This window comes from Phyllobacterium sp., from assembly GCF_037994405.1.
Lineage (GTDB): Bacteria > Pseudomonadota > Alphaproteobacteria > Rhizobiales > Rhizobiaceae > Phyllobacterium.
The window spans coordinates 21886-45710 of record NZ_JBBNAN010000173.1 but is presented as its reverse complement, the minus strand read 5'-3'; the positions used below and the strand labels follow the sequence as shown (position 1 = coordinate 45710).

The 23825-nt window shown below is 57.1% G+C and carries 21 protein-coding genes; 6 read left to right on the top strand and 15 right to left on the bottom strand.

The window, feature by feature from the left end:
• The first annotated feature begins 38 nt into the window (after positions 1-38).
• Positions 39-557, top strand: a complete 519-nt coding sequence (locus AAAC48_RS10285; RefSeq protein ID WP_340654091.1) for an outer membrane protein assembly factor BamE — start codon at positions 39-41, stop codon at positions 555-557.
• 67 nt (positions 558-624) lie between these two features.
• Here AAAC48_RS10285 and AAAC48_RS10280 read toward each other — a convergent pair whose 3' ends face one another.
• From AAAC48_RS10280 to AAAC48_RS10230, 11 genes are all read right to left on the bottom strand, one after another.
• Complete coding sequence (locus AAAC48_RS10280; protein WP_340654090.1) at positions 625-2778, bottom strand: sodium-translocating pyrophosphatase; 2154 nt, start codon at positions 2776-2778, stop codon at positions 625-627.
• Between the two features lie 521 nt (positions 2779-3299).
• Entirely contained in the window at positions 3300-3806 is a 507-nt protein-coding gene (gene nusB, locus AAAC48_RS10275) for a transcription antitermination factor NusB (RefSeq protein WP_340654089.1), read from the bottom strand.
• 2 nt (positions 3807-3808) lie between these two features.
• Entirely contained in the window at positions 3809-4270 is a 462-nt protein-coding gene (gene ribH, locus AAAC48_RS10270; protein WP_340654088.1) for a 6,7-dimethyl-8-ribityllumazine synthase, read from the bottom strand.
• Between the two features lie 48 nt (positions 4271-4318).
• Positions 4319-4933: a riboflavin synthase gene (locus AAAC48_RS10265; RefSeq protein ID WP_340654087.1), complete on the bottom strand. Its 615-nt coding sequence runs from the start codon at positions 4931-4933 to the stop codon at positions 4319-4321.
• 10 nt (positions 4934-4943) lie between these two features.
• Entirely contained in the window at positions 4944-6059 is a 1116-nt protein-coding gene (gene ribD / locus AAAC48_RS10260) for a bifunctional diaminohydroxyphosphoribosylaminopyrimidine deaminase/5-amino-6-(5-phosphoribosylamino)uracil reductase RibD (protein WP_340654086.1), read from the bottom strand.
• Complete coding sequence (gene nrdR / locus AAAC48_RS10255; RefSeq protein WP_340654085.1) at positions 6056-6538, bottom strand: transcriptional regulator NrdR; 483 nt, start codon at positions 6536-6538, stop codon at positions 6056-6058. Before nrdR ends, ribD begins: the two co-directional genes overlap by 4 nt.
• Positions 6539-6686: 148 nt before the next feature.
• Positions 6687-7979, bottom strand: coding sequence for a serine hydroxymethyltransferase (gene glyA, locus AAAC48_RS10250; RefSeq protein ID WP_340654084.1), 1293 nt, complete (start codon positions 7977-7979; stop codon positions 6687-6689).
• A 313-nt stretch (positions 7980-8292) separates the two neighbouring features.
• Positions 8293-9573: a L,D-transpeptidase family protein gene (locus tag AAAC48_RS10245; protein ID WP_340654083.1), complete on the bottom strand. Its 1281-nt coding sequence runs from the start codon at positions 9571-9573 to the stop codon at positions 8293-8295.
• Between the two features lie 344 nt (positions 9574-9917).
• Positions 9918-10433 carry a MarR family winged helix-turn-helix transcriptional regulator gene (locus tag AAAC48_RS10240; protein ID WP_340654082.1) on the bottom strand — a complete coding sequence of 172 codons (516 nt, stop codon included), beginning with the start codon at positions 10431-10433 and terminating at the stop codon, positions 9918-9920.
• 204 nt (positions 10434-10637) lie between these two features.
• Positions 10638-11066, bottom strand: a complete 429-nt coding sequence (locus tag AAAC48_RS10235) for a DUF6163 family protein (protein ID WP_340654081.1) — start codon at positions 11064-11066, stop codon at positions 10638-10640.
• A gap of 10 nt (positions 11067-11076) precedes the next feature.
• Entirely contained in the window at positions 11077-12132 is a 1056-nt protein-coding gene (locus tag AAAC48_RS10230; RefSeq protein WP_340654080.1) for an enoyl-CoA hydratase/isomerase family protein, read from the bottom strand.
• 159 nt (positions 12133-12291) lie between these two features.
• Here AAAC48_RS10230 and hemB point away from each other — a divergent pair, with 159 nt between their 5' ends.
• The 5 genes from hemB (at position 12292) to AAAC48_RS10205 (ending at position 16158) form a co-directional block, all read left to right on the top strand.
• Positions 12292-13329, top strand: a complete 1038-nt coding sequence (gene hemB, locus AAAC48_RS10225) for a porphobilinogen synthase (RefSeq protein WP_340654079.1) — start codon at positions 12292-12294, stop codon at positions 13327-13329.
• Between the two features lie 80 nt (positions 13330-13409).
• Positions 13410-13880 carry an RDD family protein gene (locus AAAC48_RS10220; protein ID WP_340654078.1) on the top strand — a complete coding sequence of 157 codons (471 nt, stop codon included), beginning with the start codon at positions 13410-13412 and terminating at the stop codon, positions 13878-13880.
• A gap of 46 nt (positions 13881-13926) precedes the next feature.
• Positions 13927-14343 (top strand): hypothetical protein, encoded by a 417-nt coding sequence (locus tag AAAC48_RS10215; protein ID WP_340654077.1) that lies wholly within the window; start codon positions 13927-13929, stop codon positions 14341-14343.
• A 101-nt stretch (positions 14344-14444) separates the two neighbouring features.
• Positions 14445-15191 (top strand): arginyltransferase, encoded by a 747-nt coding sequence (locus AAAC48_RS10210; RefSeq protein WP_340654076.1) that lies wholly within the window; start codon positions 14445-14447, stop codon positions 15189-15191.
• Positions 15192-15258: 67 nt separating this feature from the next.
• Positions 15259-16158: a DMT family transporter gene (locus AAAC48_RS10205; protein ID WP_340654075.1), complete on the top strand. Its 900-nt coding sequence runs from the start codon at positions 15259-15261 to the stop codon at positions 16156-16158.
• 6 nt (positions 16159-16164) lie between these two features.
• On the opposite strand, the gene AAAC48_RS10200 is transcribed toward AAAC48_RS10205, so the two are convergent.
• The 4 genes from AAAC48_RS10200 to parC form a co-directional block, all read right to left on the bottom strand.
• Positions 16165-19314, bottom strand: a complete 3150-nt coding sequence (locus tag AAAC48_RS10200) for an efflux RND transporter permease subunit (protein WP_340654074.1) — start codon at positions 19312-19314, stop codon at positions 16165-16167.
• Positions 19311-20519 carry an efflux RND transporter periplasmic adaptor subunit gene (locus AAAC48_RS10195; protein WP_340654073.1) on the bottom strand — a complete coding sequence of 403 codons (1209 nt, stop codon included), beginning with the start codon at positions 20517-20519 and terminating at the stop codon, positions 19311-19313. Before AAAC48_RS10195 ends, AAAC48_RS10200 begins: the two co-directional genes overlap by 4 nt.
• Before the next feature lie 26 nt (positions 20520-20545).
• Positions 20546-21262 (bottom strand): TetR/AcrR family transcriptional regulator, encoded by a 717-nt coding sequence (locus AAAC48_RS10190; protein ID WP_340654072.1) that lies wholly within the window; start codon positions 21260-21262, stop codon positions 20546-20548.
• Positions 21263-21374: 112 nt separating this feature from the next.
• Complete coding sequence (parC, locus tag AAAC48_RS10185) at positions 21375-23657, bottom strand: DNA topoisomerase IV subunit A (RefSeq protein WP_340654071.1); 2283 nt, start codon at positions 23655-23657, stop codon at positions 21375-21377.
• Positions 23658-23825: the final 168 nt, after the last annotated feature.

Here is a 23825-nt window from a genome sequence, read left to right as displayed (position 1 = left end):
AGCGAAAGACTTGCGCCCAGTTTGAAATGGAGATGTCGTTGCTGCAGCGGATTTTCAAGACCGATCGTCCACGGGAATACCTTCTCGCCGGGACCCTTCTTTTAGCCGCAGGACTTGCTGGCTGTAATACGGCCAGCCTCAATCCAACCGAGACACTGACCGAAGGATATGTACTCGACCAAAAAGCGCTGGACTTTGTTCCTGTGGGGTCGAGCCGTGAACAGGTTATCCTGTCGCTTGGCAGTCCGTCTACCACCGCCACCTTCGACAATGAGGTTTTCTACTATATTTCGCAGAAGCGTAAACGCACCGTCGCTTTCATGATGCCGAAAGTAACGGATCGCCGCATTCTGGCTGTCTATTTCGACAAGGACGGCAAGGTCCAGAACATTTCGAACTATGGTTTGCAAGACGGCAAGGTGTTCGACTTCATTTCCCGCACCACGCCGACAGGCGGCAAGGACCTTTCGTTCCTCGGTCAGATGCTGGCGGGTGTCAGCAAATCACCTGCCGTTCCCGGTACCGGTCGCACGCCCACCGGCGGGGCGCCCGACTAACGCGCATCTCAGAAACAAAACCCGCGAAACATGGTTTCGCGGGTTTTTTTGTTGATGCTACTTGAGGCTAGTGCGCGAGCACCGCCAGCAACAGCAGCGCAACGATGTTGGTAATCTTGATCGCCGGATTGACCGCCGGGCCCGCCGTATCCTTGTACGGATCACCTACGGTATCACCCGTAACCGAAGCCTTATGAGCTTCAGAACCCTTCATGTGGCGGGTTCCGTCCTTGCCAACAAAGCCGTCCTCGAAGGATTTCTTGGCGTTATCCCACGCACCGCCACCTGACGTCATCGAAATGGCGACGAAGATGCCATTAATGATCACGCCAAGGAGTGACGCTCCAAGCGCAGCAAACGCGGAGGCCTTTGAGCCCGAAATCAGCAGCACGCCAAAGTACACGACGATCGGGGCGAGAACCGGCAAAAGCGACGGAATAACCATCTCCTTGATCGCCGCACGCGTCAGGATGTCCACAGCGCGCGCATAGTCAGGCCGTTCGGTGCTCAGCATGATACCTGGCTTTTCCCGGAACTGCCGACGAACCTCCTCAACCACCGAGCCCGCTGCACGGCCAACAGCTGTCATCGCAATGCCACCGAAGAGGTAAGGGATGAGACCACCGAAGATGAGGCCCGCAACCACATAGGGGTTGGACAATTCGAAGGAGACGGCACCGATTCCCTTGAAATAGGAGAATGCGGTGGCACCATCCTTGTTGGCTTCGCTGATGAAGAACTGCAGATCATTGGCGTAAGCTGCAAACAGGACCAGAGCGCCAAGGCCGGCAGAACCGATCGCGTAGCCCTTGGTGACCGCCTTGGTAGTGTTACCGACCGCATCGAGCGCGTCAGTGGACTTGCGTACTTCCGGGTCAAGTCCAGCCATTTCAGCGATACCACCGGCATTGTCGGTGACCGGGCCGAAAGCATCGAGCGCCACGATCATGCCGGCAATGCCCAGCATCGCTGTAACGGCAATACCTGTGCCGAAAAGACCGGCGAGCTGGTAGGTTGAGATGATGCCTCCAACGATAACAAGTGCCGGCAATGCCGTCGATTCGAGCGAAACCGCGAGACCCTGGATCACGTTGGTCCCGTGACCGGTAATCGAAGCCTGAGCGATCGAGTTAACAGGACGTTTGTTGGTGCCGGTGTAATACTCGGTAATCACCACGATCAAACCCGTCACCACAAGCCCGATAAGGCCGCAAATGAACAGGTTGGCGCCGGTGACAACCTTGCCGGCAACTGTCCCTATCTCCGCCCAGCCAACGGTCATGGACGTCGCCGCGCCGAGACCGACAATCGACAGAAGTCCCGTCACGATCAGACCTTTGTAAAGCGCGCCCATAATGGAGTTATTGGCACCAAGCTTGACGAAGAACGTGCCGGCGATCGAAGTGATGATGCAGGCGCCGCAGATCGCCAGTGGATAGAGCATAACCGCACCAAGCACCGGTGTTGCTGCAAAGAAGATGGCAGCCAGAACCATTGTAGCGACGATCGTCACAGCATAGGTTTCGAACAGGTCGGCAGCCATACCCGCGCAATCACCAACATTGTCACCGACATTGTCTGCAATCGTTGCCGGGTTGCGTGGATCGTCCTCGGGGATTCCCGCCTCGACCTTGCCGACAAGATCGCCGCCAACGTCGGCGCCCTTGGTGAAGATGCCGCCGCCAAGGCGTGCGAAGATGGAAATGAGGGAAGCACCGAAACCAAGGGAGACCAGAGCGTCCATCACCGTACGGTCAGCGGGCGCATAGCCCATCGGGCCGGTCAGAACCCAGTAGTAGACCGACACGCCAAGCAACGCGAGGCCCGCGACCAACATGCCGGTGATGGCGCCCGATTTGAAAGCAATTTCGAGACCAGCTGCTAGACTGCGGGATGCAGCCTGTGCCGTGCGCACATTGGCACGGACAGAAACGTGCATGCCGATAAATCCGGCAAGCCCCGAAAGAACTGCACCGATCATGAAGCCGATCGCTGCCGTGCTTGTCAGGAGAAACCAGACGGCGATGAATACGACGACGCCGACCATGGCAATCGTCGTGTACTGACGTGTGAGATAAGCCTGTGCGCCTTCGCGGATTGCACCGGCGATTTCTTGCATGCGCGCATTGCCCTGGTCCGCCGCGAGCACCGATTTGGTGGCCCAGATAGCATAGACGACAGACAGCAGACCGCAGGCAATGACCAGAAACAGTATTGTCATGCCACTCCCTCAGGTTTTGACCGGAAAAACCCCTCCCCGGGTCAGGTTCGGTACGGCACACCAAAATCCGCCAGGCCGGCAGAAACGCGACCGTATGTGTAAGGAGTAACGAAGCAAATGCGAAAACGTCAAGGTCTTTCGCATCTTAGTGAAATGCGCGACCAAAGCAGGCTGGCTGATTGAGAAGGCGTGCGTCAATATTGTCTAGAGGCAGGCAATGGAAGGTTTGCGAGTGCGAGTAATCTACAATGAGCGGATCAAACTGTTTTCAATATTTCTGAATGGGATTGGTATCGCAATTTTTGCCGTCGGAGGGCTAGCGCCCACCATATCTGCCCTATATGGACCGGATGGCCTCACGTTGCTCAAATGAGGATGAAGCAATGACAACGTCGCAAATGCTTTTATTTTTCTAATGCCGTTGTCTGGCCTGGTCATCGCTGGGGTCGTTCTTCTCTACGATTGGAAGTATCCAGCCAAACATCAATGTCCGCGCCACAGATAATAATCTGAGCGTTTGATTAACGTCGCGGGCCTTTAACACCCTTGCTCTCGCCCCGAATGTCATAGGCGAGCCTGTCGAGGACAGCATTGACGAGCTTTGGTTCTTCTTCCGTATAAAAAGCCTTGGCGATATCGACATATTCCGAAACGATGACTGCGGTCGGAACGTCAACCCGATCCTTCAGTTCCCAGATTCCGGCGCGCAGGATGGCACGCAAGGTCGAATCGAGACGCGAAAGCGGCCAGTCTTCGGTCAGCGCCTGGCGGATCATTGGATCGAGCAAGGTTTGCTCCGCAACGACACCGGAAACAATCGCGCGAAACCATTGGGGATCGGCGTCGAGATATTGGGTACCGTCCACTTCCTTACCAAGGCGGTGCGCTTCGTATTCCGCCACAACCTCGAGAACACCAGTGCCCGCGACGTCCATTTGATAGAGTGCCTGAACAGCGGCCAGACGGGCAACACCACGCTTGTTGGCTGTCTTAGCGGCTGGGCTTTGCCCGTCTTTCGTAGAAGGCATCCTCAGGCTCCAAGCTTTTCCTTGATGGCAATCATGGTCAATGCAGCACGTGCTGCAAACCCACCCTTGTCCTTGTCTTCGCGGCGCGCACGTACCCACGCCTGCTCTTCGTTCTCGACGGTCAGAATGCCATTGCCGATCGCAATGCTTTCATTGACAGTAAGATCCATCAGCGCGCGGCAGGACTCGTTGGCGACGATGTCGAAGTGATAGGTCTCGCCGCGAATGACGGTACCGAGCGCAACGTAACCATCATATTCCTTTCCGCCTTCCACTGCAGCATCCAGGGCGAAAGAAATGACTGCCGGGACCTCCAGGGCCCCCGGGACAGTGACTACATCATAAGTGGCATTGGCTTCGTCGAGCGCCAGTTTGGCGCCATTCAGCAGTGCGTCAGACAGATCGTCATAGAACCGTGCTTCCACGATCAACAGATGTGGCGCCTGCGCCTTCTTTTTGGACATGATAACTCCAAGGGAAATGGGGTGGCGTCGCCGCCGTTGGCTGAGGTCCTAGGCTGATTTCGGATATTCTGCAAGCCGCGCAGCGTATCTCGCCATCTGATCGATCTCGATATTGACATTGTCACCAACCTTGCGGTCGCCCCACGTTGTCACTTCGAGCGAATGGCGGATGAGCAGGACATCGAATTTGCTGTCGTTGACGCTATTCACGGTCAGCGATGTGCCATCGAGCGCAACCGATCCCTTGGGGGCTATAAAACGTGCCAGATGCTCCGCTACCCGCAGCGTGAAGCGCACGGCATCGCCCTCGTCCTCCCGCCGAATGATTTCCGCCATCGCATCAACATGGCCAGAGACCAGATGACCGCCCATTTCATCACCGAGCTTCAACGAGCGCTCGAGGTTGATCCGTGTTCCAGCCTTCCAGCCGGCGATGCTGGTTAAGCGCAAGGCCTCCTCCCAGGCCTCAGCTTCGAACCAGCGTGCATTCGATCCCTTTTCAGGAAGCGTCGTAACGGTCAGGCAAACGCCGGAGCAGGATATGGATGCGCCGATGTCGATCGTTTCAGGGTCATAATTGGTCTCGACGCGCAGCAAAACGCCTTCATTGAGCGGCTTCACCTGACCAATTCTGCCAATATCCGTTACAATTCCAGTAAACATTCGTGCTTCCTTAGACAGGTCTGACATATTCGCTGTATCGGTCATCACCAAAGCGATATTCATGCGACAATTTGAAACCCCGAGCGATATGGGAGTGGAGCTCAGGGACTGCAACCCCGGTGTTGCTGCCAATTGCGACTGGGCCCTGGAAAAGCGCCAGGCGATCAACCAGGGCTTCCTGCAAAAACGAGGTCGCGACCGTCGCACCGCCTTCCACCATCAATGTCGATATGCCCTGTGCGGCAATGTCATCGAGCAATTCCGGAAGCGCGGTGGCGCCGCAATCGGTTTCCGTAGCGAGGATTCGGCAGCCCGCCGAGACGAGCGCCTGCCGTTTTTCCGGGTCAGCATCGGCCCGGGCCGCCACCCAGACCGGAACCGTGCGCGCGCTCCTGACCAATGCGCTGTCAAGCGGCAGGCGGAGCCGGCTGTCGAGGATGATGCGGATCGGTGAACGCGCTTCCAGGCCCGGCAGGCGGCACGTCAGCTGCGGATCGTCAGCAAGTACTGTGCCGATGCCGACAAGTATCGCATCGGATTCGGAGCGCAGCAGATGAACCTGCGACCGGGAGACGGTGCCCGTGATGGCTATCTGCCCGTCGCCGCTCCTGCCGATGAAACCATCAGTTGAAAGCGCAAGCTTTAGAGTCACTTCCGGGCGTTTCTTCGAAGAGCGAATCAAGTAACCTGCGAGATAGTCCGCTGCTTCTGCGCCGAGCACATCTTCCTCAACTTCGATTCCGCCAGCGCGCAGGATCGCGTAGCCTTTGCCAGCAACACGATCATCGGGATCATTGGTTGCAGAAACGACGCGAACAATTCCTGCCGTCACCAGCGCATCCGCACACGGCGGGGTCCTGCCATGATGGGCACACGGTTCAAGCGTAACGTAGGCAATTGCGCCCCTCGCCTTTTCACCAGCTTCGGCCAGGGCCTGCGTTTCGGCGTGGGGGCGTCCGCCAATGGCCGTGACCCCGCGCCCGACGATCACGCCATCCTTGACAATCAGGGTGGCAACGGATGGATTCGTCCCCGTAAGTCCTTGATGGCTGCGCGACAAACGAATGGCCGCGTCCATAAAGCGGCGATCAAGCGCCCTTTGCTCCGGCCCGGTCACTTGGCTCATTGGTCCGAGACCGGATCAGCTGCGACATCAGCCGAGGTAATCTCGTCAATAACGTCATGAAAGTCCTTGGCCTCGCGGAAATTGCGATAGACTGAGGCGAAACGGATATAGGCAATGTCGTCGATGCCCTTCAACGCGTCCATGACCAACCGGCCGATCTCGTCGGACGAAACCTCCGGCTCTCCGGAGCTTTCCAGCTGGCGAACAATACCCGACACAGCGCGCTCGACCCGCTCGGGGTCAACCTGGCGCTTGCGCAACGCCACTTCGACAGAGCGCATCAGCTTGTCTCGGTCAAAGGCAACCTTGCGGCCGCTCTTCTTGATCACAGTGAGGTCGCGCAGCTGGACACGTTCAAACGTGGTAAAGCGTCCTGCGCAAACGGAACAGACACGCCGCCTGCGGATCACCGCACCGTCCTCGGCCGGACGAGAATCTTTGACCTGAGTGTCTTCGGATTGGCAGTAGGGACAACGCATCGAATGACTTTCTGAACGCAATCAATTTTGGCTGAAGATAGTGTGTTTATCGACGAGATAAAAGTGTTCAGGCGGAGGCGATTGTGAACGGACCGTTCGATCCATCACAATCGCCTCCGCCCGAATAAAATCAAGCGATCTACTCTACTTATCCCAGGTAAGGATAAAGCGGGAAGCGTTCTGTCAAGTCGACAACCTTCTGCTGAACAGCCTTTTCGACAGCAGCATTGCCCTCGTCGGAGTTGGCCACTTTCAGACCATCGAGAACCTCGGAGATCAGATTGCCAATTTCCGTGAATTCTGCCGGGCCAAAGCCGCGCGTCGTTCCAGCCGGCGTGCCGAGGCGAACACCGGAGGTAACGAAAGGCTTCTCTGGGTCGAAGGGAATGCCGTTCTTGTTGCAGGTAATATTCGCACGGCCGAGCGCAGCTTCGGCCCGCTTGCCGGTTGCATTCTTCGGACGCAAATCAACGAGCATCAGATGGTTGTCAGTGCCACCGGAAACGATATCAAGGCCATTCTTCTTCAAAGTCTCGGCCAGGGTCTGCGCGTTGGTGACGACGTTCTTGCCGTAGGTCTTGAATTCCGGCTTGAGCGCTTCACCGAATGCAACCGCCTTCGCGGCGATGACATGCATCAAGGGTCCGCCCTGCAGACCCGGGAATACCGCCGAGTTCATCTTCTTGGCGATCTCGGCGTCATTGGTGAGAATCATGCCACCGCGTGGACCACGCAATGATTTGTGTGTCGTCGTCGTGACGACGTGTGCATATGGAAGCGGCGACGGATGAACGCCGGCGGCAACGAGACCGGCAATATGCGCCATGTCGACCATAAGATAAGCGCCGACAGCATCGGCGATCTCGCGGAAGCGCTTCCAGTCCCACACACGCGAATAGGCAGTGCCGCCTGCCAAGATCAATTTTGGCTTGCTCTCGTGCGCCTGCTTTTCGATAGCATCCATATCAAGCAGATGATCATCCTGACGCACGCCATAAGATACGACCTTGAACCACTTGCCGGACATGTTGACGGGTGAACCGTGGGTCAGGTGACCGCCTGAATTAAGGTCGAGGCCCATGAATGTATCACCTGGCTGCAGTAGCGCCAGGAATACGGCCTGGTTCATCTGGCTGCCGGAATTCGGCTGAACATTGGCAAATTCGCAGCCAAACAACTGCTTGGCGCGCTCGATTGCCAATTCTTCGGCAATATCGACGAACTGACAGCCGCCATAATAGCGCTTACCCGGATAGCCTTCGGCATATTTGTTTGTCATGATCGAGCCCTGAGCTTCGAGCACGGCGCGCGAAACAATGTTTTCCGAAGCGATCAGCTCGATCTCGTGACGCTGACGGCCCAGCTCCTTGCGGATTGCACCGAAGATTTCCGGATCGATCTCTTCGAGCGCTGCGTTGAAAAAGGTATCTGCATTCGACATGGTGTCTGGACCCTCATTTGCCGGTGGGTAATTCATAGGTAATTGCGGCGCATTATCATACTTAAACCGGCAAGGCCAATGGCCGGAGGGCGAAAAGCTTTAGCCCGAAACCGCCATGAGAACCTTTTGATCTCTCCGGCCTGATGCACATCCGCTGCGAATTACTGCAGTCGCCTGTTCACATGGACCAATATCCATTGCGATCCGGTCCTCGCAAGCCACCCATCTGCCTCGTCGGGCTGAATTCTCAAATGGTTCCCCAACAAAAAGACCGCCCTGAGGCGGTCTTTAACAGCTCCTGATTGCTGCAAGATCAAGTGTTCGTGCCGATCGACAGGGCAGCCTGGCCGTCACGCTCGTAAATGTCATCGCGCAGATGGACCACGCCATCGCCGGTTGACCACGCAGTCACATAGACGAAGTGCAGCGGAACGGGATTGGTAACCTGAATGGGCGTGTTGACGCCGGTCTTGATGGTTGCCTCCATCGTCTGACGATCCCAGCCGGGCGTGTCGCGCAGGAGCCATACATTGAGATCGCGCACGTTCTGAACGCGGACGCAACCGGAGGATTCGAAACGCATCAGCTTGTTGAAGACACCCTGCTGCGGCGTATCGTGCATGTAAACCGCATAAGAATTGGGGAAGTTGATCTTCGTCGACGACATGGCGTTGATCTTGCCCGGATCCTGCCGGAACATCAGCTTCACGGCTTCGTCAGTGTTCCAATCAACGCTTTCCGGCGGGATTTCCTCACGTGTCCGTTCGTCGAACAGGCGGATCTTGTTGCGCGTAAGGTAGGTCGGGTCCTTGCGCATCAGCGGAATAATGTCTTTTTCGATAATCGACTTCGGCGCCGTCCAGTAAGGATTAAGAATGACTTCCTGGATCTTGGAATCGAGAATTGGGGTCTGGCGGTCAATCTTGCCGACGATGGCGGTGTGGCGCTGAACAACGCGGCCGCCTTCAACCGCTTCAAGCTGCGCCGCTGGAATATTGACCATGACGTAGCGCGGACCCTGATCGGCCGCAGCGAGCGTGCGGACACGATCGAGGTTGGTCTTCAACTGACCGAGGCGAATATCGGGGGAAACATTCATCGCAGCGATAGAATATTGGCCCATGACGCCGTCGGCCGGAAGGCCGTGCCGTGCCTGGAAACGCTTTACCGCAGCATCGACATAGGTATCGAACGAATTCGAAATGCCCGCACTTTCGGAAAGATCACCTGCGATCATCAGGCGCTTGCGCATGACAGCTACGGAAGGATCAACGACGCCGAGTTGCAACTTCACGGTTGGATTCACCGCAGGCCAGCCGCCATTGGCAACAATCTGGCTGTAGGTATTAATCGCGCTCTCGATAAAGGACGCAGTCTCCGGGCTGGCGATCGGCTGGAAGCTCGCAACCTTGGCATGACTGTTCGAGCGGGCATCGAACTGATCGTCCCAATTGCCGCGACGGGGTGCAGCAAGAATATCGCCAATATCAGACTGCTGCGCGAAGGCAGATGATGCCGCGGCAGCAAAACCAGCAGTAGCCACGCCTCTCAGAAATGCGCGGCGATCGAGCGCTGATGATCCGAATTTTTTCATATTTGTCCAACCCTTGGAAGTTCTGCAGCCGACTGCCGTCTGCGATACAAAACGGCGACTTGGTTTCCAAAATTATCAGGAACACCCTTAACAAACAGCGACTTTAACACTGATCGCGCATTCGTGATGACCGATCAGGCCTCTCCGGCTGTCCGGGGCATTTCTCTGAACATGAAATAGCTGTCGTCGCATTCCACGCCATTATGGCGGATTGATGACTGGGGCTTAGAGATCGGGCGTGAACATGCGACAACGAGCAGACAGCGCATGATGTGCCCCGGTATTACAAAGCCCGTCTTCGCGAGCTGCGAAGCCGGGCTTTTGTTCGAAGAACAATCCAGCGCCTACATCCGGTAGGCGATGGAGTCGTTCCAGAAACGGTCAAGACGCTGGAGAGCCTTGTTCATGGACTGGAATTCTTCCGCCTTGATGCCGCCGACATGTTCGATGGAGGCAACGTGGCGTTCATAGAGACCCGCAACCAGTTCCGCGACTTCCGATCCCTTTTCCGTCAGGCTCACCCTTACCGAGCGACGGTCGGTGCGTGAGCGCTCGTGGGAGATGAAGCCGAGTTCGACGAGTTTCTTCAGATTGTAGGAAACATTCGAACCCAGGTAGTAACCGCGGCTACGCAGTTCACCGGCCGTCAGTTCTGCATTGCCGATGTTGAAAAGCAGCAATGCCTGGATCGCATTGATGTCGCTGCGGCCGTTGCGGTCAAATTCATCCTTGACCACATCAAGTAGACGACGATGTAACCGTTCGACTAACTGAAGTGCTTCAAGATAAAGTGTCCGCAATGCTGTATCACTTGGTGTTGAATGCGGGCTTGCGCCAGACTTTCTCTGTGTGTTGTTCATATTACCTGCCTCACTGTTGTTTCGGTGTATTTTTCTCACCGTTGAGGCAACACTATCCAATACGCATAAAATTCGACTTAAAACACAGACTTAACAGTACCTTACCGCGAATGAATCAATTTCAGTCTTAATGAAGACTTACCCGCCGGTCGCGTCTGCCGCAAATCCGGACGGAAAACCGGTGTCCACTTTTCCTGGTTTTGCTTATCTCACAGGCTTGGCCTGCTGCCGTTTCTGCAGGAAAAGCACGGTGCGGAAGCAGATATAGAGCACCGCCACACAGCCGTGAATGATGGCGATCTGTGGCCTGTAAAAGAAATACTTGGAGAAGACCGTAAACATTAGCGTTTCACCAAGTGCAGCGACAAACCAGATGACCGGTCCCCAGGATACCATCATCCAGAGGCCCGTTGAAGCTACAGGGTAAAGCATGGCCAATGAGACTGAAGCGACTTTCCATTGCCAGGGCATGAGGTCAAAGCGCCAGAGCAGCCCCTCGTAATAGCCGCTGAGCTGCGCCCAATAGCCGACACCTGCCACAAGGCAATAGATGGAGACCAGCCGCAGAAACCAGACGAAGCCCAATTGGGCCATCGTCGGGTCGAATGGCAAATGAGTAGGCCGTTCGTTCATGTCATGCCATTCATGTCAATTGCAGTTCGCGCTCGCCCAAGGGAGCGAAATAGGCATCTACCATTGCGGGCGTCACGTCTTCTATTTTCGCTGGCTCCCACACGGGTGCGTTATCCTTGTCCACAAGCAGTGCGCGTACCCCTTCATAAAAATCGTGATTCTCAAGCATGCGTGAAAGTATCCGGTATTCCATCTGCATGCATTGATCCATCTCGAGACTTCGCCCTTCTTCGATCTGTCTGAACGTCACATGCAGGCTTGTCGGCGAGCGCGTCTTAATCAGATTCAGAATCTGCTGTGCCCATTCGTTTCCATTCACCCCCGCCGCGCCAAGACGGATGAGGCAGCCACCCAGAGTTTCCGAATCGAACAGCACGCCGATCATATCGCGTGTTTTCTCGGGTGTTTCATAGTCGGGATTCATGGTTTTACCCCGTAAAGCGATGTCGGGATTGCCTGTTCTTATCAAGCTTCGCCGCACCCTCTCCTTATCCTCGGCCTTGATTGCGTGCGTGGCGATTCCGCTCTGCAGACAATCTCCCTGGCGGGCTCGATTGCCCGTCAGCGCGAGATAGGTGCCGAAATGCTCTGGCAAATGCGGAAGAAACGCACTGCCTCCGACATCGGGAAAGAAGCCGATGCCTACCTCCGGCATGGCAAATACGACATTCTCCGTCACGACGCGGTGCGAACCGTGGACTGAAATGCCGACGCCACCGCCCATGCAAATACCATCGATGAGGGAGACGTAGGGCTTGGCGAAATGCCGGATATAGGCGTTCAGGCGATACTCATCGGCAAAGAATTCATAAAGTGGTTTGCGCGAGCGGCCAGCATGATAGACAGCAAGAATGTCGCCCCCGGCGCAGAAGGCTCGCCCCTCTCCTTCGACAATAACGCAATGAACATCGGGGTCCGTGGACCAGGCGATGAGCGCGCGATGAAACGCAGTGACCATGGTTTGGGTTAGCGCGTTCAAGGCCTTGGGCCGCGTCAACCGAACCAGGCCGGCCTTGCCCCGCCTTTCGAATACGATTTCGCCTGCCCCGCCAAAATCGATTTGCATGCGCCCCTCCAGGTTTCTTGCTGGAGGTTAGGAAACTCCGGCGCACCGCGTCAATGGATCACATCTCCAAGCAGGCATCTTGGTCAACAGGACGATCCCTGTTAAAACCATTCCAAACAACAGAAAGAATGTCTGGCTTCGACAGACAAGGCAGCAATCATGAACAAACACCCGGCATTTCAGGCTCGCGCTCCAAGAACCGTCGATGAAATCACGCAAAGCCGCCGTTTACGGCGCATGCGCAAGGCGGACTGGTCACGCCGTCTGGTTCAGGAAAACCAGCTGACGGTCAACGACCTCATCTGGCCGATTTTCCTGTGCGAGGGTACCAACCGGCGTGAGGACATCAATGCCATGCCGGGCGTTCAGCGTTTTTCCGTCGATATGGCGGTGCGTGAGGCGGAACGGGCGGCGAAGCTCGGCATTCCCGCGCTTGCCACTTTTGCCAATATCGATCCTGACCTGCGCGATGATGCAGGATCGGGCATTCTCGATGCAGACAACCTCATCAATCGTGCGACACGGGCGATCAAGGATGCAGTGCCGGAAATCGGCATGATTACCGACGTGGCGCTCGACCCGTTCACCAGCCACGGACATGACGGGATTTTGAGGGACGGCATCATTGTCAATGATGAAACGGTCGAGCAGATCACCAAGGGGGCCGTGCTTCAGGCTGATGCGGGAGCCGACATCATTGCACCGTCGGACATGATGGATGGGCGCATCGGCGCCATACGCGATGCGCTCGACCTGAACGGCTTCCAGGACGTCGCGATCATGGCATACGCAACGAAATTCGCTTCTGCATTTTACGGTCCCTATCGCGAGGCTATCGGCACATCCGGGCGCCTGAAGGGCGACAAGAAGACTTATTACATCGATCCGGCGAACACCGATGAAGCGGTGCGCGAAGCCGAGCAGGATCTGGCCGAGGGCGCGGATTCGCTGATGGTCAAGCCCGGCCTGCCCTATCTCGATATCATCCGGCGGCTCAAGGATACTTTCTCCGTGCCGACCTTTGCCTATCAGGTGTCAGGCGAATATACGATGATCAAGGCCGCCGGCGCCAATGGCTGGATCGACGAAGAACAAGTCATGATGGAGACACTCCTCGCCTTCAAGCGCGCCGGTTGTGACGGCATCCTGACCTATTTCGCGCCGATCGTTGCCGAGCGGTTAAAAGCCGGGGCCTGACCGCGCCTTGAATTATCGTTCTCGAATTCCCAATTTCTGCGCAACGGCAATGTGTCCGTCTCTTTGAAACAGGAACCGAAATGAACGCGAAGACCCTTGATGGCGAAATCATCACCAACCGCCTGGATGACTGGCGGATGTATCAGGGCGTGCGGACGAGCCGCATCTTCGCGTTCCTGATCGACTATTTGATTGTGTTTCTCCTGTGCATTCCCGTCGCGATCCTTATTGCAATTCTTGGCGTGGCGACGCTGGGGCTGGGATGGACTCTCTATGGCATCATGTTTCCGGCGGTCGCGCTCGCCTATGTCGCGACGACAATGGGCGGACCACGCCAGGCGACAAAAGGCATGCAGATGATGGGTCTGAAGCTGGAGCGGCTCGACGGGCAGAAAGTCGACAGCTTGCTCGCAGTCGTACATACAGTTCTGTTCTGGGGCCTGAACGTGGTCCTGACGCCGCTCATTCTGCTGGCAACACTGTTTCTCGATCGCAAACGGACTGTCCATGATCTGCTGCTGGGCACCGTGGTGGTCCGCGCTTATAACTAATCTCAAGGGCTCCTGATCTGGAGCCCTTCTTCATTTGGCATTGAACATGATGACATTACGCTCATTCGCGGTCGCTCTCGCGGCGCTCGTATTCTATGGATTTGGCGCGGTTGGCGGCATGGCTGCATCGCCTTCTGGCCGCTTTTGCGGTGAGATGATCTCCAGTGGTGACTACCAGGATGTAGAGACATTTTTCAACGTAGACCGGGACGGCCACGTGGCCGGAAGCTATGAACTCGATGAGCCAGCTGGCCGCGTCGAAGGGACGTTGACCGAGAAGGACGGCGCCGGAACATCCCGAACGCTGGTGTGGACCGACAAGTACGGGACCGGACTGCTCGATCTCAAATTCTCGGACGACTTTAAAGAGTTCAAAGGCCGCTGGGGTGGCTCGACGAATGGCAGATTTGATGCCGCAAGCCATTCCTGGAATGGCATCCGCTGCACCGGTATTGCAGATTAGAGCAAACCGCAGACATTCACAGCTGAATACAATATAATTGAATTGACGTTTTCGGCGGTCGTACGATTCTATAGGCATTGCCGACCGTTCCAGGATCTTGAATGACGCACCAACCGCAGCAGTCACCACAGTTTTTCCTGACAGCACCTTCGCCCTGTCCCTATCTGGAGGGCCAGCTTGAGCGCAAGGTATTCACGCATCTGGTGGGCGGTCGCGCGAGTGAACTGAATGATCTCCTGACGCAAGGCGGTTTTCGCCGTTCGCAGAACATCGCCTATCGTCCGGCCTGCGAAAATTGCCGGGCGTGCGTGTCGGTGCGAATTCTCGCGGGCGAATTCCGGCAGGACAAATCCATGCGCCGCGTCTGGAACCGCAACCGGGACCTGATTGGCAATATCCATCACGCCGAACCGTCGACTGAACAATATTCCCTGTTCCGGCGCTATCTCGATGCTCGCCATAACAAAGGCGGCATGTCGGAAATGACGGTGCTCGACTATGCAATGATGATCGAGGACACGCACGTGCCGACCCAGATCATCGAATACCGGCGGCGCGGCCCGGATTCCTTCATCACCAAGAAAGGCGAAGGTGAACTCATTGCCGTGGCATTGACCGATGTAATGGGCGACGGGCTGTCGATGGTCTATTCGTTCTTCAATCCGGAGCATTCGCACCGCTCGCTCGGCACGTTCATGATCCTCGACCATATCCAGCGCGCCGCCGCCGCTGGCCTGCCACACGTCTATCTCGGCTATTGGGTCGAAGGCTCGCGCAAGATGCAGTACAAGATCCGCTACAAGCCGCAGGAACATCTTGGCCCCAAGGGTTGGGAGCGCCAAGATTAAGGACTGACTTAGCCTGCCCCATAACTGCCCTGGCATGCGGCAAATCATAACAATACGGAAACGCCACATGTCAAAGCTAGAACTCGACCATCGCAAGGGTTTGCTCATCACCGGCCTTGGCGGCCTCATTCTGACCGCCGATATTCCCCTGCTGCGGCTTGGCCAGGGCGAGACCTGGTCGACCCTGCTGTTGCGCAGTGTGACGACCTTTGTCGCGGCTCTGGTCATTTGGGCGGTCTGGAGTCTCGCGACCGGCAAGATGCGCACGATTGTACCTGGCCGCATCGGGTTCATCGTTGCCGCCCTTTACGGCCTCACGTCGATTACCTTCATGATTGCGGTTTACAACACCAAGACCGCCAATCTTGTGTTTATCCTGGCGTTCAACACGGTATTCTCGGCGTTGCTTTCGTGGATATTCCTGAAGGAGCGGCCAAGGACCGTAACCTTCGTCGCCATGTTCTTCATGCTGGCCGGCGTCGGCATCATTGTCTACGAGGGCCTTTCTTCCGGCCATCTATTCGGCGATCTCGTCGCCCTGCTCTCCACATTCATCCTCTCGACGGCTATCACGGTCAGCCGTTCATCGGGCAAGGACATGGGTTTTGCCGCGATCATTGGCACGGCATTGCCGATGGTGGTCGCGGCCTTCATGGTATCGCAGAACGGCTATGCGGTTGCGGTGCCCGGCTGGATCATTTTCAATGGTGCGGTGGTAACAACAGTTGCCTTCTTGTGTCTGGCAACGGGTCCGAAGTTCATTTCAGGGCCCGAAGTGGCAATGTTCTATCTACTGGAAACCGTGTTGACGCCGATCTGGATCTGGCTGGTGTTTTCCGAACGGCCGAGCGATCCGACCCTGGCCGGCGGCCTCATTATCATCACTGCCCTCATCTGCCACTCGCTCTGGCAAATGTATCACGCACGAAAGCGGGCCCGGATGACGGCTCTCCCCCACCCGGTCTGATGCTTTTTATTCAGCAGCTTCTGCGATAGGGCCACTCGTAGGGTGTAAAGGCACCGCGCGAGCTCCAGACCTCGGCGTGACATCGGCTTCGTCCGGCCGGTTCGGCCGGAACGACCAATGGAAAGCCTTGCCCATCCAGTGGCTGACATCGTCCATGATCGTATAGAAGGACGGGACGAAAACCAGCGACAGAACAGTCGAGACCAGTAGGCCACCTATCACGGCAATCGCCATCGGCGCGCGGAATTCACCACCGTCGCCGAACGCCATGGCTGCAGGCAGCATGCCAGCCGACATGGCGATCGTGGTCATGACGATCGGGCGGATACGCTTGCGGCCGGCATCGATGATCGCTTCGTTGCGAGGGATGCCGTGCTTGACCTCTTCAACAGCGAAATCGACGAGCATGATGGCGTTCTTGGTCACGATACCCATCAGCATCAGAATACCAATGACGACCGCCATGGAGACCGAGTTGTTCGTCAAAAGCAATGCGACCGCCACACCGGCAATCGACAGCGGAAGCGACATCAAAATCGTGAACGCATGGAAGATACTGCCGAACAGCAGGATCAAGACGACGAAGACCAGCATCAGTCCCATGATCATTGCATCACGGAACCCGGCGAAGACTTCACCCATAACCTCGGCATCGCCGGTCTCCTGAATACGCACTCCCTCCGGCATCGACTTCGCCACAGGAAGGTCCTTGACGATTGAAAGTCCCTCGCCGATCTCCTTGCCGCCTGCCATATTGGCGCCGACAACAACGCGCCTTTCGCGGTTGAAGCGTTCAATCGACGAAGGGCCTTGCCCGAACGCAATGTCGGCAATGGATTCCAGCGGCACCACCACTCCTGATGGAGCAGTAACGGTCAGCGTCCGGAGAATGGAGAGGTCCCGGCGGGACTCTTCCGTTAGCTGAACGCGGATGGGAATTTGGCGATCACCCACCGTGTATTTGGCGAGGTTAGGATCAAGATCGCCCAGAGTTGCAACGCGCAATGCATCCGACAGTGCGGTCGTGGAAATGCCCAGCTCGGCGAGCTTGTCCATGCGCGGCGAAACTATGATCTCTGGCCGATCGAGCGCAGCGGTTGAGGATACCGCCTGGAAACTGCCCGTTGCCGTCATGGCGCTCTGGAGCAAGCGGGCCTGTTCACTGACTTTGTCGCCGTCGCTGCCAATGACGCCAACTGCGAATTCGCGCTCTCCGCGATCATTGACGAAATTCGCCCGTAAATCAGGCACTTCGGACAATTTGTTGAATATATCGACCTCAACCTGTTTCTGCGTCCGCTCACGCTCGCTCTTGTGGCTGAGCTTGACAATCATCGTTGCGCGCCGTGTATCAAGCGATCCCGTCGGGGACGTGCCGCCGGTGACGTAGGTTTGCCGGACTTCCGGGATTTCCCGAACCAGTGATGCAGCCCGATCGGTTACACGGAGGGTCTCGTCAATCGGTGCGCCGGGCGGCAGTTCAAGACTGACCGCGACGCGCGCTTCGTCTTGCGGCGGCACGAAGCCGGAAGGCAGGAAGCCCATCGCCCAGATCGCAATTGCGAATATGGCGAAACCGCTGATCAGCGTCAGCCAACGATAGCGCAAGGTAACGGTGAGGAAACGGGCGTAGGTACGAATCCAGCCTGTCTCTTCTTCGCCATGATGCAAGTTCTTGCGATCGCGAAGGAGATAGGCTGTCATCATCGGCGTTATCAGCCGGGCAACGAGCAGCGAGAAAAATACCGCCACCGCTACAGTCAGACCGAATTGCTTGAAATACTGCCCGGCAATGCCGCTCATGAAACTGACCGGCGCGAAGACTGCGATGATCGTTACAGAGATAGCGATGACTGCGAGGCCAATCTCGTCGGCGGCTTCCAGAGAGGCCCGGTACGGTGATTTGCCAGATCGCATATGCCGGACGATGTTTTCTATCTCGACGATCGCATCATCCACCAGGATGCCGGTCACGAGCGTGATGCCCAGCAGGCTGATCAGGTTGAGCGAGAACCCGAGCATGTCGATCGCCCAGAAGGTCGGGATAGCCGAGAGCGGTAAGGCAATGGCCGCGATGAGCGTAGCGCGAACATTGCGCAAGAACAGGAAGACCACGATAATCGAAAGCAGCGCACCCTCGACCAGCGAACTCATGGCAGATTCGTAGTTGCCGTAGGTGTAGTTCACAGAATTGTCGATGATGTGGAACTTCGCGTCGGGATATTTCTGCTGCAGCTGGTCCATGCGCGCCTGCACCAGCGCATAGACATCCGCATCGCTGGCGCCCTTTGCACGAAACACGCCGAGTGACACGACCGTCTGGTTGTTCACGCGGGCAAAGGATTTGGGCTCTTGATAGGCATCGCTGATCGTTCCCAGCGCATCGAGGCGCACGGATCGGCCACCGGCCAGGGGAATTTCAACCGCCCGCAAATCGTCAAGCGTGCGCGATGCGCCGAGCGTGCGGATCGTCTGCTGGGTCGTCCCAAGGTCACCCCTCCCGCCCGTCAGGTCGGCATTCATGGATTTCAGCGCACGGTTGACATCCGCAGCCGTTACACCGAGTGCGGTCAAGCGGTCGGGATCAAGCGAGACGCGAATTTCACGCGTGACGCCGCCATAGCGTTCGACGCGACCAACGCCCTTCAGGCCCTGGATATCGCGCAGGATCTTGTCATCGACAAACCAGGAAAGCTCTTCCGATGTCATGGTCGGCGCCGAAACGCCATAGGTCAGGATCGCCGAGCCTTCCACATCAACCGAGTTGATGATCGGTTCCTTGATGGTGGCCGGGAGATCGTCGCGAATGCGAGAGACCGCGTCCTTGACATCGTTGAGCGCCTTTTGGGTGTCAACTTCCAGACGGAATTCAACCAGCGTTGTCGAATTGCCCTCGGTCAGATTGCTGGTGACGTTCTTTACGCCGGTGATGTTGGCGACAGAATCCTCGACGCGCTTGGCGATCTGCGTCTCAAGTTCGGTCGGTGCGACGCCAGGGTCGGTGACGGACACAGAGATCAAAGGCACGTCGATGTTGGGAAAGCGCGTGATCGGCAGCTTGGCAAAGGCCATCAGGCCGAGGACGACCAGCACGACGAACAGAAGGATCGATGGAACCGGGTTGCGGATCGACCAGGCAGAAATGTTCCAGTTCATTGGACCGCTCCCGTCGCCTCGTCGGTCACGCGAACCGGCGTGACGCGGTCACCATTTGCGACGAAGGTTCCGGCGCGGGCGACGACTTCTTCGCCTTCTGCCAGTCCCGCCAACACCTCGACGGCCCGGTCGTTGCGGATGCCGAGCTCAACCTTGCGGCTCTCGATCACCCCATCCTTGACCACCTGCACTAGTGCCGACCGACCGTGATAGACGACGGCGGAAAGCGGTACGCTGATCCCGTTGCGGCGCGTCAGTTCGACGACCGCGCGGGCAAAATTGCCGGGCCGGATTGCCGGATTCCGGTCGAGCGCGATCTTTACCGATCCCAAACGTGAGCTCGCGGTGATTTCCGGCGATATGAGCCGGACGCGGCCGGCTACAGGCTCGTCCATGCCGGAAACCCGAACGGCAACCGGCATGTTTTCCTTCAGGCGCGGCAGATCGACTTCAGGAATGTTGGCAGCGAGTTCGAAATCCTGGTCGCGCGCGATGCGGAACAGCGGACCCGCATTGAACGAGACGATACCGCCGAGAAGCGCATTGCGGCTTAATACAACACCACTTGCGGGTGCCCTGACATCGGCCTTCTCAAGCCGGAGCTGGACGTCGCGCTTCTGCGCGGCAACGAGCTGCAATTGCGACTTGGTTGCTGCCAGCGCCTGGCGGGCCGTGTTGAGGCGGGCATTGGCGCTGTCATGCGCATTGGTAGCGTTGTCCAGCTCCATTTTTGAGTTGATGCCCTTCGCTGAGAGGGCACGAGCGCGCTCGAGTGCTTCCAGCGCCTGGCGGACGGCAATCTCGGCATCAACGATCTGCGCCTCGGACTGGGCGATGGAGGCATCGGCCTGCGCGCGCTGCGCGTCGATCTGGGCAAGCTGAATTTCCAGCGACGACTTGTCGAGCCGGGCAAGAATATCGCCTTCCTTGACTACGTCACCCTGATCCGCATTGAGCTCGAGAACGAGCAGGCCTGCAACGTCGGTGCCGACGGCAACCTCCTGGCGCGGCACGATCGTGCCTGTCACGGTGATCGTTGCGACCATTTCAGTCTTGCTCGCAGGCATGACGTTGATCACAGGCGCCTTGGCTTCCTGGACTGCCGCCACCGCTTTCTCTTCGGCAAACCCGCTAGAGCTTATGGACGATGACAGGCTCAAGGCGAGAGCCAGGGAAATCAGAACTTTTGTGCTGTGGTGGCTCATTGCAAAATCCGGGGTGAGAGCAATAGTCAATTGTTGGCTTTTGTCGGACGAAGCATGGCCTCGGCGAGCGCCCGGAACACCGGTTCCAGCGCTTCGACCGGCACACCTTGCGACGGGAAATTACGCATGATGATCCCCTCGCCCATCGCGGCAAGCGTTGCAACGAGGAGTTCCATATCCGTCACGGGATCGATCTCGCCGCGCTCCTTGGCAGCCGTAAATGCAGCGAGAAGCTTCTCGCGCATCAGGCCTTCATGGAGCTCACATATAGCCGCGACCCCCTCATTGCGCATGGCTTCTGCACGGACCTCAACGAAAAGGCGCGCGCTGGAGTCGCGCGGGCCAGGTCCGCTCGTGTTCAGCGACATTTTCCGCACATGGTCGATACCGACCTGAGTAACGGCATCGATGATGTTGCTGGAGGTCAACATACGATCGAGGATTTCAGCACTTTGCTGACGGTGCGCGGCGGATATCTTCTCGATGATCGCCTCTTTCGAAGGAAAATAGCGGTAAAGCGCACCAGGGCTCATGCCTGCCTCGGAGCATATGTCGTTCATGGAGGCGCCACGAAAACCAGAGCGGATGAAGCAGGTCATCGCCGCATTGAGGATGCGTTCTTCCTGCGCCTCGCGATTGCGTGCGCGTTTCCCAAACAGTTTTGCAACGAAACACTGCGACGCATCATCCGAATAATCTTCGGCAATGCTCGCTGCCTGTCTCGGCAGGATCTGATCAACCATAGTGTACCTAAAAAAGAGAGAACGTTCTCTCTCATTTACAGCAAAGGTACAACACCGTCAAGAACGCGAGTGATCATTCTCGTTTTAAAAGTGAGCTATCGATACCGAGCAATCAGGAAAACTTGCCGGAACGCGGGAAGCCCTTGGGCACCATGCGGCCTGCTGTTGCTCTTGGACCGGTCCATTCGAGCAATTCCAGTTTGCCACGGGTGAAGCTGCGGCCCGATGCGTCCTGCCATGTCAGCCCCTGCTCCAGGGTAAAGACGCGAATATCGGAGACGCCGCCATCCTTGTAGCGCTGCAGCCGCACGCCCTTGCCGCGACCAAGCTCCGGGACTTCCGTGAGCGGGAACACCAGCATCTTGCGGTTTTCGCCGATGATGGCCACCGAGTCACCGGTAACGGGAATGCAGTGGCGTGCCTCGTCGGGCGCCTTGACGTTCATCACCTGCTTGCCTTTGCGGGTGTTGGCGATGACGTCCGCCTCGGGCACGATGAAGCCGTTGCCAACATGCGATGATAGAAGCAGCTTGCGCTCGGGATTGTGCACGAAGGCCGTGACGATATCCTGGTCATTCTCCATATCGACAATGATACGGATCGGCTCGCCATGACCACGCCCGCCAGGCAGGCTGTTGGCGCCAATCGTATAGAACTTGCCGCCCGTCGTCAGGACGAGGATGCGATCCGTCGTCTCGGCATGGAAGGCAAGCTTGAGCTTGTCGCCCTCCTTGAACGTCAGGGCCGAGAAGTCCGCCAGATGCCCCTTCATGGCGCGCAACCAGCCCTTTTCGGACACGACGACCGTGACCGGTTCTTTCTCGATCATGGCATGATGGATGTCAGTCAGGTCATGCTGCGGCGCTTCCGCGAATGTCGTACGGCGTTTGCCGAGCAGCGTGTCCGGCGCATATTTCTTCTGCATTTCCGAAATCTGCCAGGCGATCGTCTGCCATTGCTTGGGCTCAGATCCGAGAAGCTGCTCGATCTTGTGCTTTTCCACGGTAAGGCCGTCGAATTCCTTGCGGATCTCAAATTCCTCGAGCTTGCGCAGCGAGCGCAGGCGCATGTTGAGGATGGCTTCGGCCTGATTGTCGGTAAGTTCGAAGCGGCGGATCATCTCCTGCTTCGGCTCATCTTCCTCGCGGATGATGCGGATGACCTCATCGATGTTCAGATAGGCGATCAGCATACCGCCGAGAATTTCGAGGCGGCGCTCGATCTCGCCTAGGCGATGACGCGAGCGGCGGATGAGTACATCCTTGCGGTGCTCCAGCCATTGTTTCAGCACGTCCCGCAAAGAAAGAACGTTCGGTACCTTGCCGCTGGAAAGGACATTCATGTTCAAGGGAAAGCGTGTCTCAAGCTCGGTAAGCTTAAACAGGGATTCCATAAGAATGTCAGGATTGACGCTGCGGCTCTTCGGCTCCAGCACCAAACGGACATCTTCGGTGGATTCGTCGCGCACATCGTCAAGCAGGGGCAGTTTCTTGGCGATCAACAGCTCGGCAATCTTTTCGATGAGCCGGGATTTCTGCACCTGATAGGGGATTTCGGTGATGACGATGATCCAGGTACCACGGCCCTGGTCCTCAACCTGCCAGCGGGCGCGCAGGCGAAAGCCACCGCGGCCAGTCTTGTAGGCGTCGAGAATGGCGTCGGCGCTTTCGACAAGGATGCCGCCGGTCGGGAAATCCGGTCCGCGAACCTTGGTCTTCAGCGGATCTTCGTCGTCTGCCTGCGACATCAGTTCTTCGACCGCGGCGTCAGGATGCTTGATCAGATGCAGCGCCGCGGCGCAAAGCTCGGAAACATTGTGCGGCGGGATCGATGTTGCCATGCCGACGGCAATGCCCGACGAGCCGTTGGCAAGGAGGTTCGGAAATGCGCCCGGCAGGACGATCGGTTCTTCGTCTTCCTCGTTATAGGTCGGACGGAAGTCGACGGCATCCTCGGTGATGCCTTCAAGAAGCAGCATGGCGACATCGGTCATCCGCGCTTCGGTGTAGCGCATTGCCGCCGGGTTATCGCCATCGATATTGCCGAAATTGCCCTGTCCGTCGACGACAGGATAACGAACAGCGAAATCCTGCGACAGACGCACCAGCGCGTCATAGATCGATTGGTCGCCATGGGGATGGAACTTACCCATCACCTCGCCGACAATACGCGCGCATTTCGCATAGGCTTGATCCGGCGACAGACGCAGGAGGCGCATGGCATGCATGATGCGCCGGTGGACCGGCTTCAGACCGTCACGCACGTCGGGCAAGGCGCGGTGCATGATCGTTGAAAGCGCATAGGCAAGATAGCGCTCTTCCAGCGCTGCCTTCAGATCAACCGGTTCTACATTATCATCGTCGCCATTGTCTGGCGGAATCAGGCTTTTTCCCATGTCAATGAACTATCAATTCGAGGAATCCCGGGCAAGCAATGATTCGCCAAGATCACAGGCAGTTACCGGCATTTGGCACACTGAAATGCTGGAACCTTGCGTTCGGACCTCAAATCTGACTTTCTAGCGCCCTAGTTGCAATTATTGCCCGTTCCCGGCGCCTGTCAT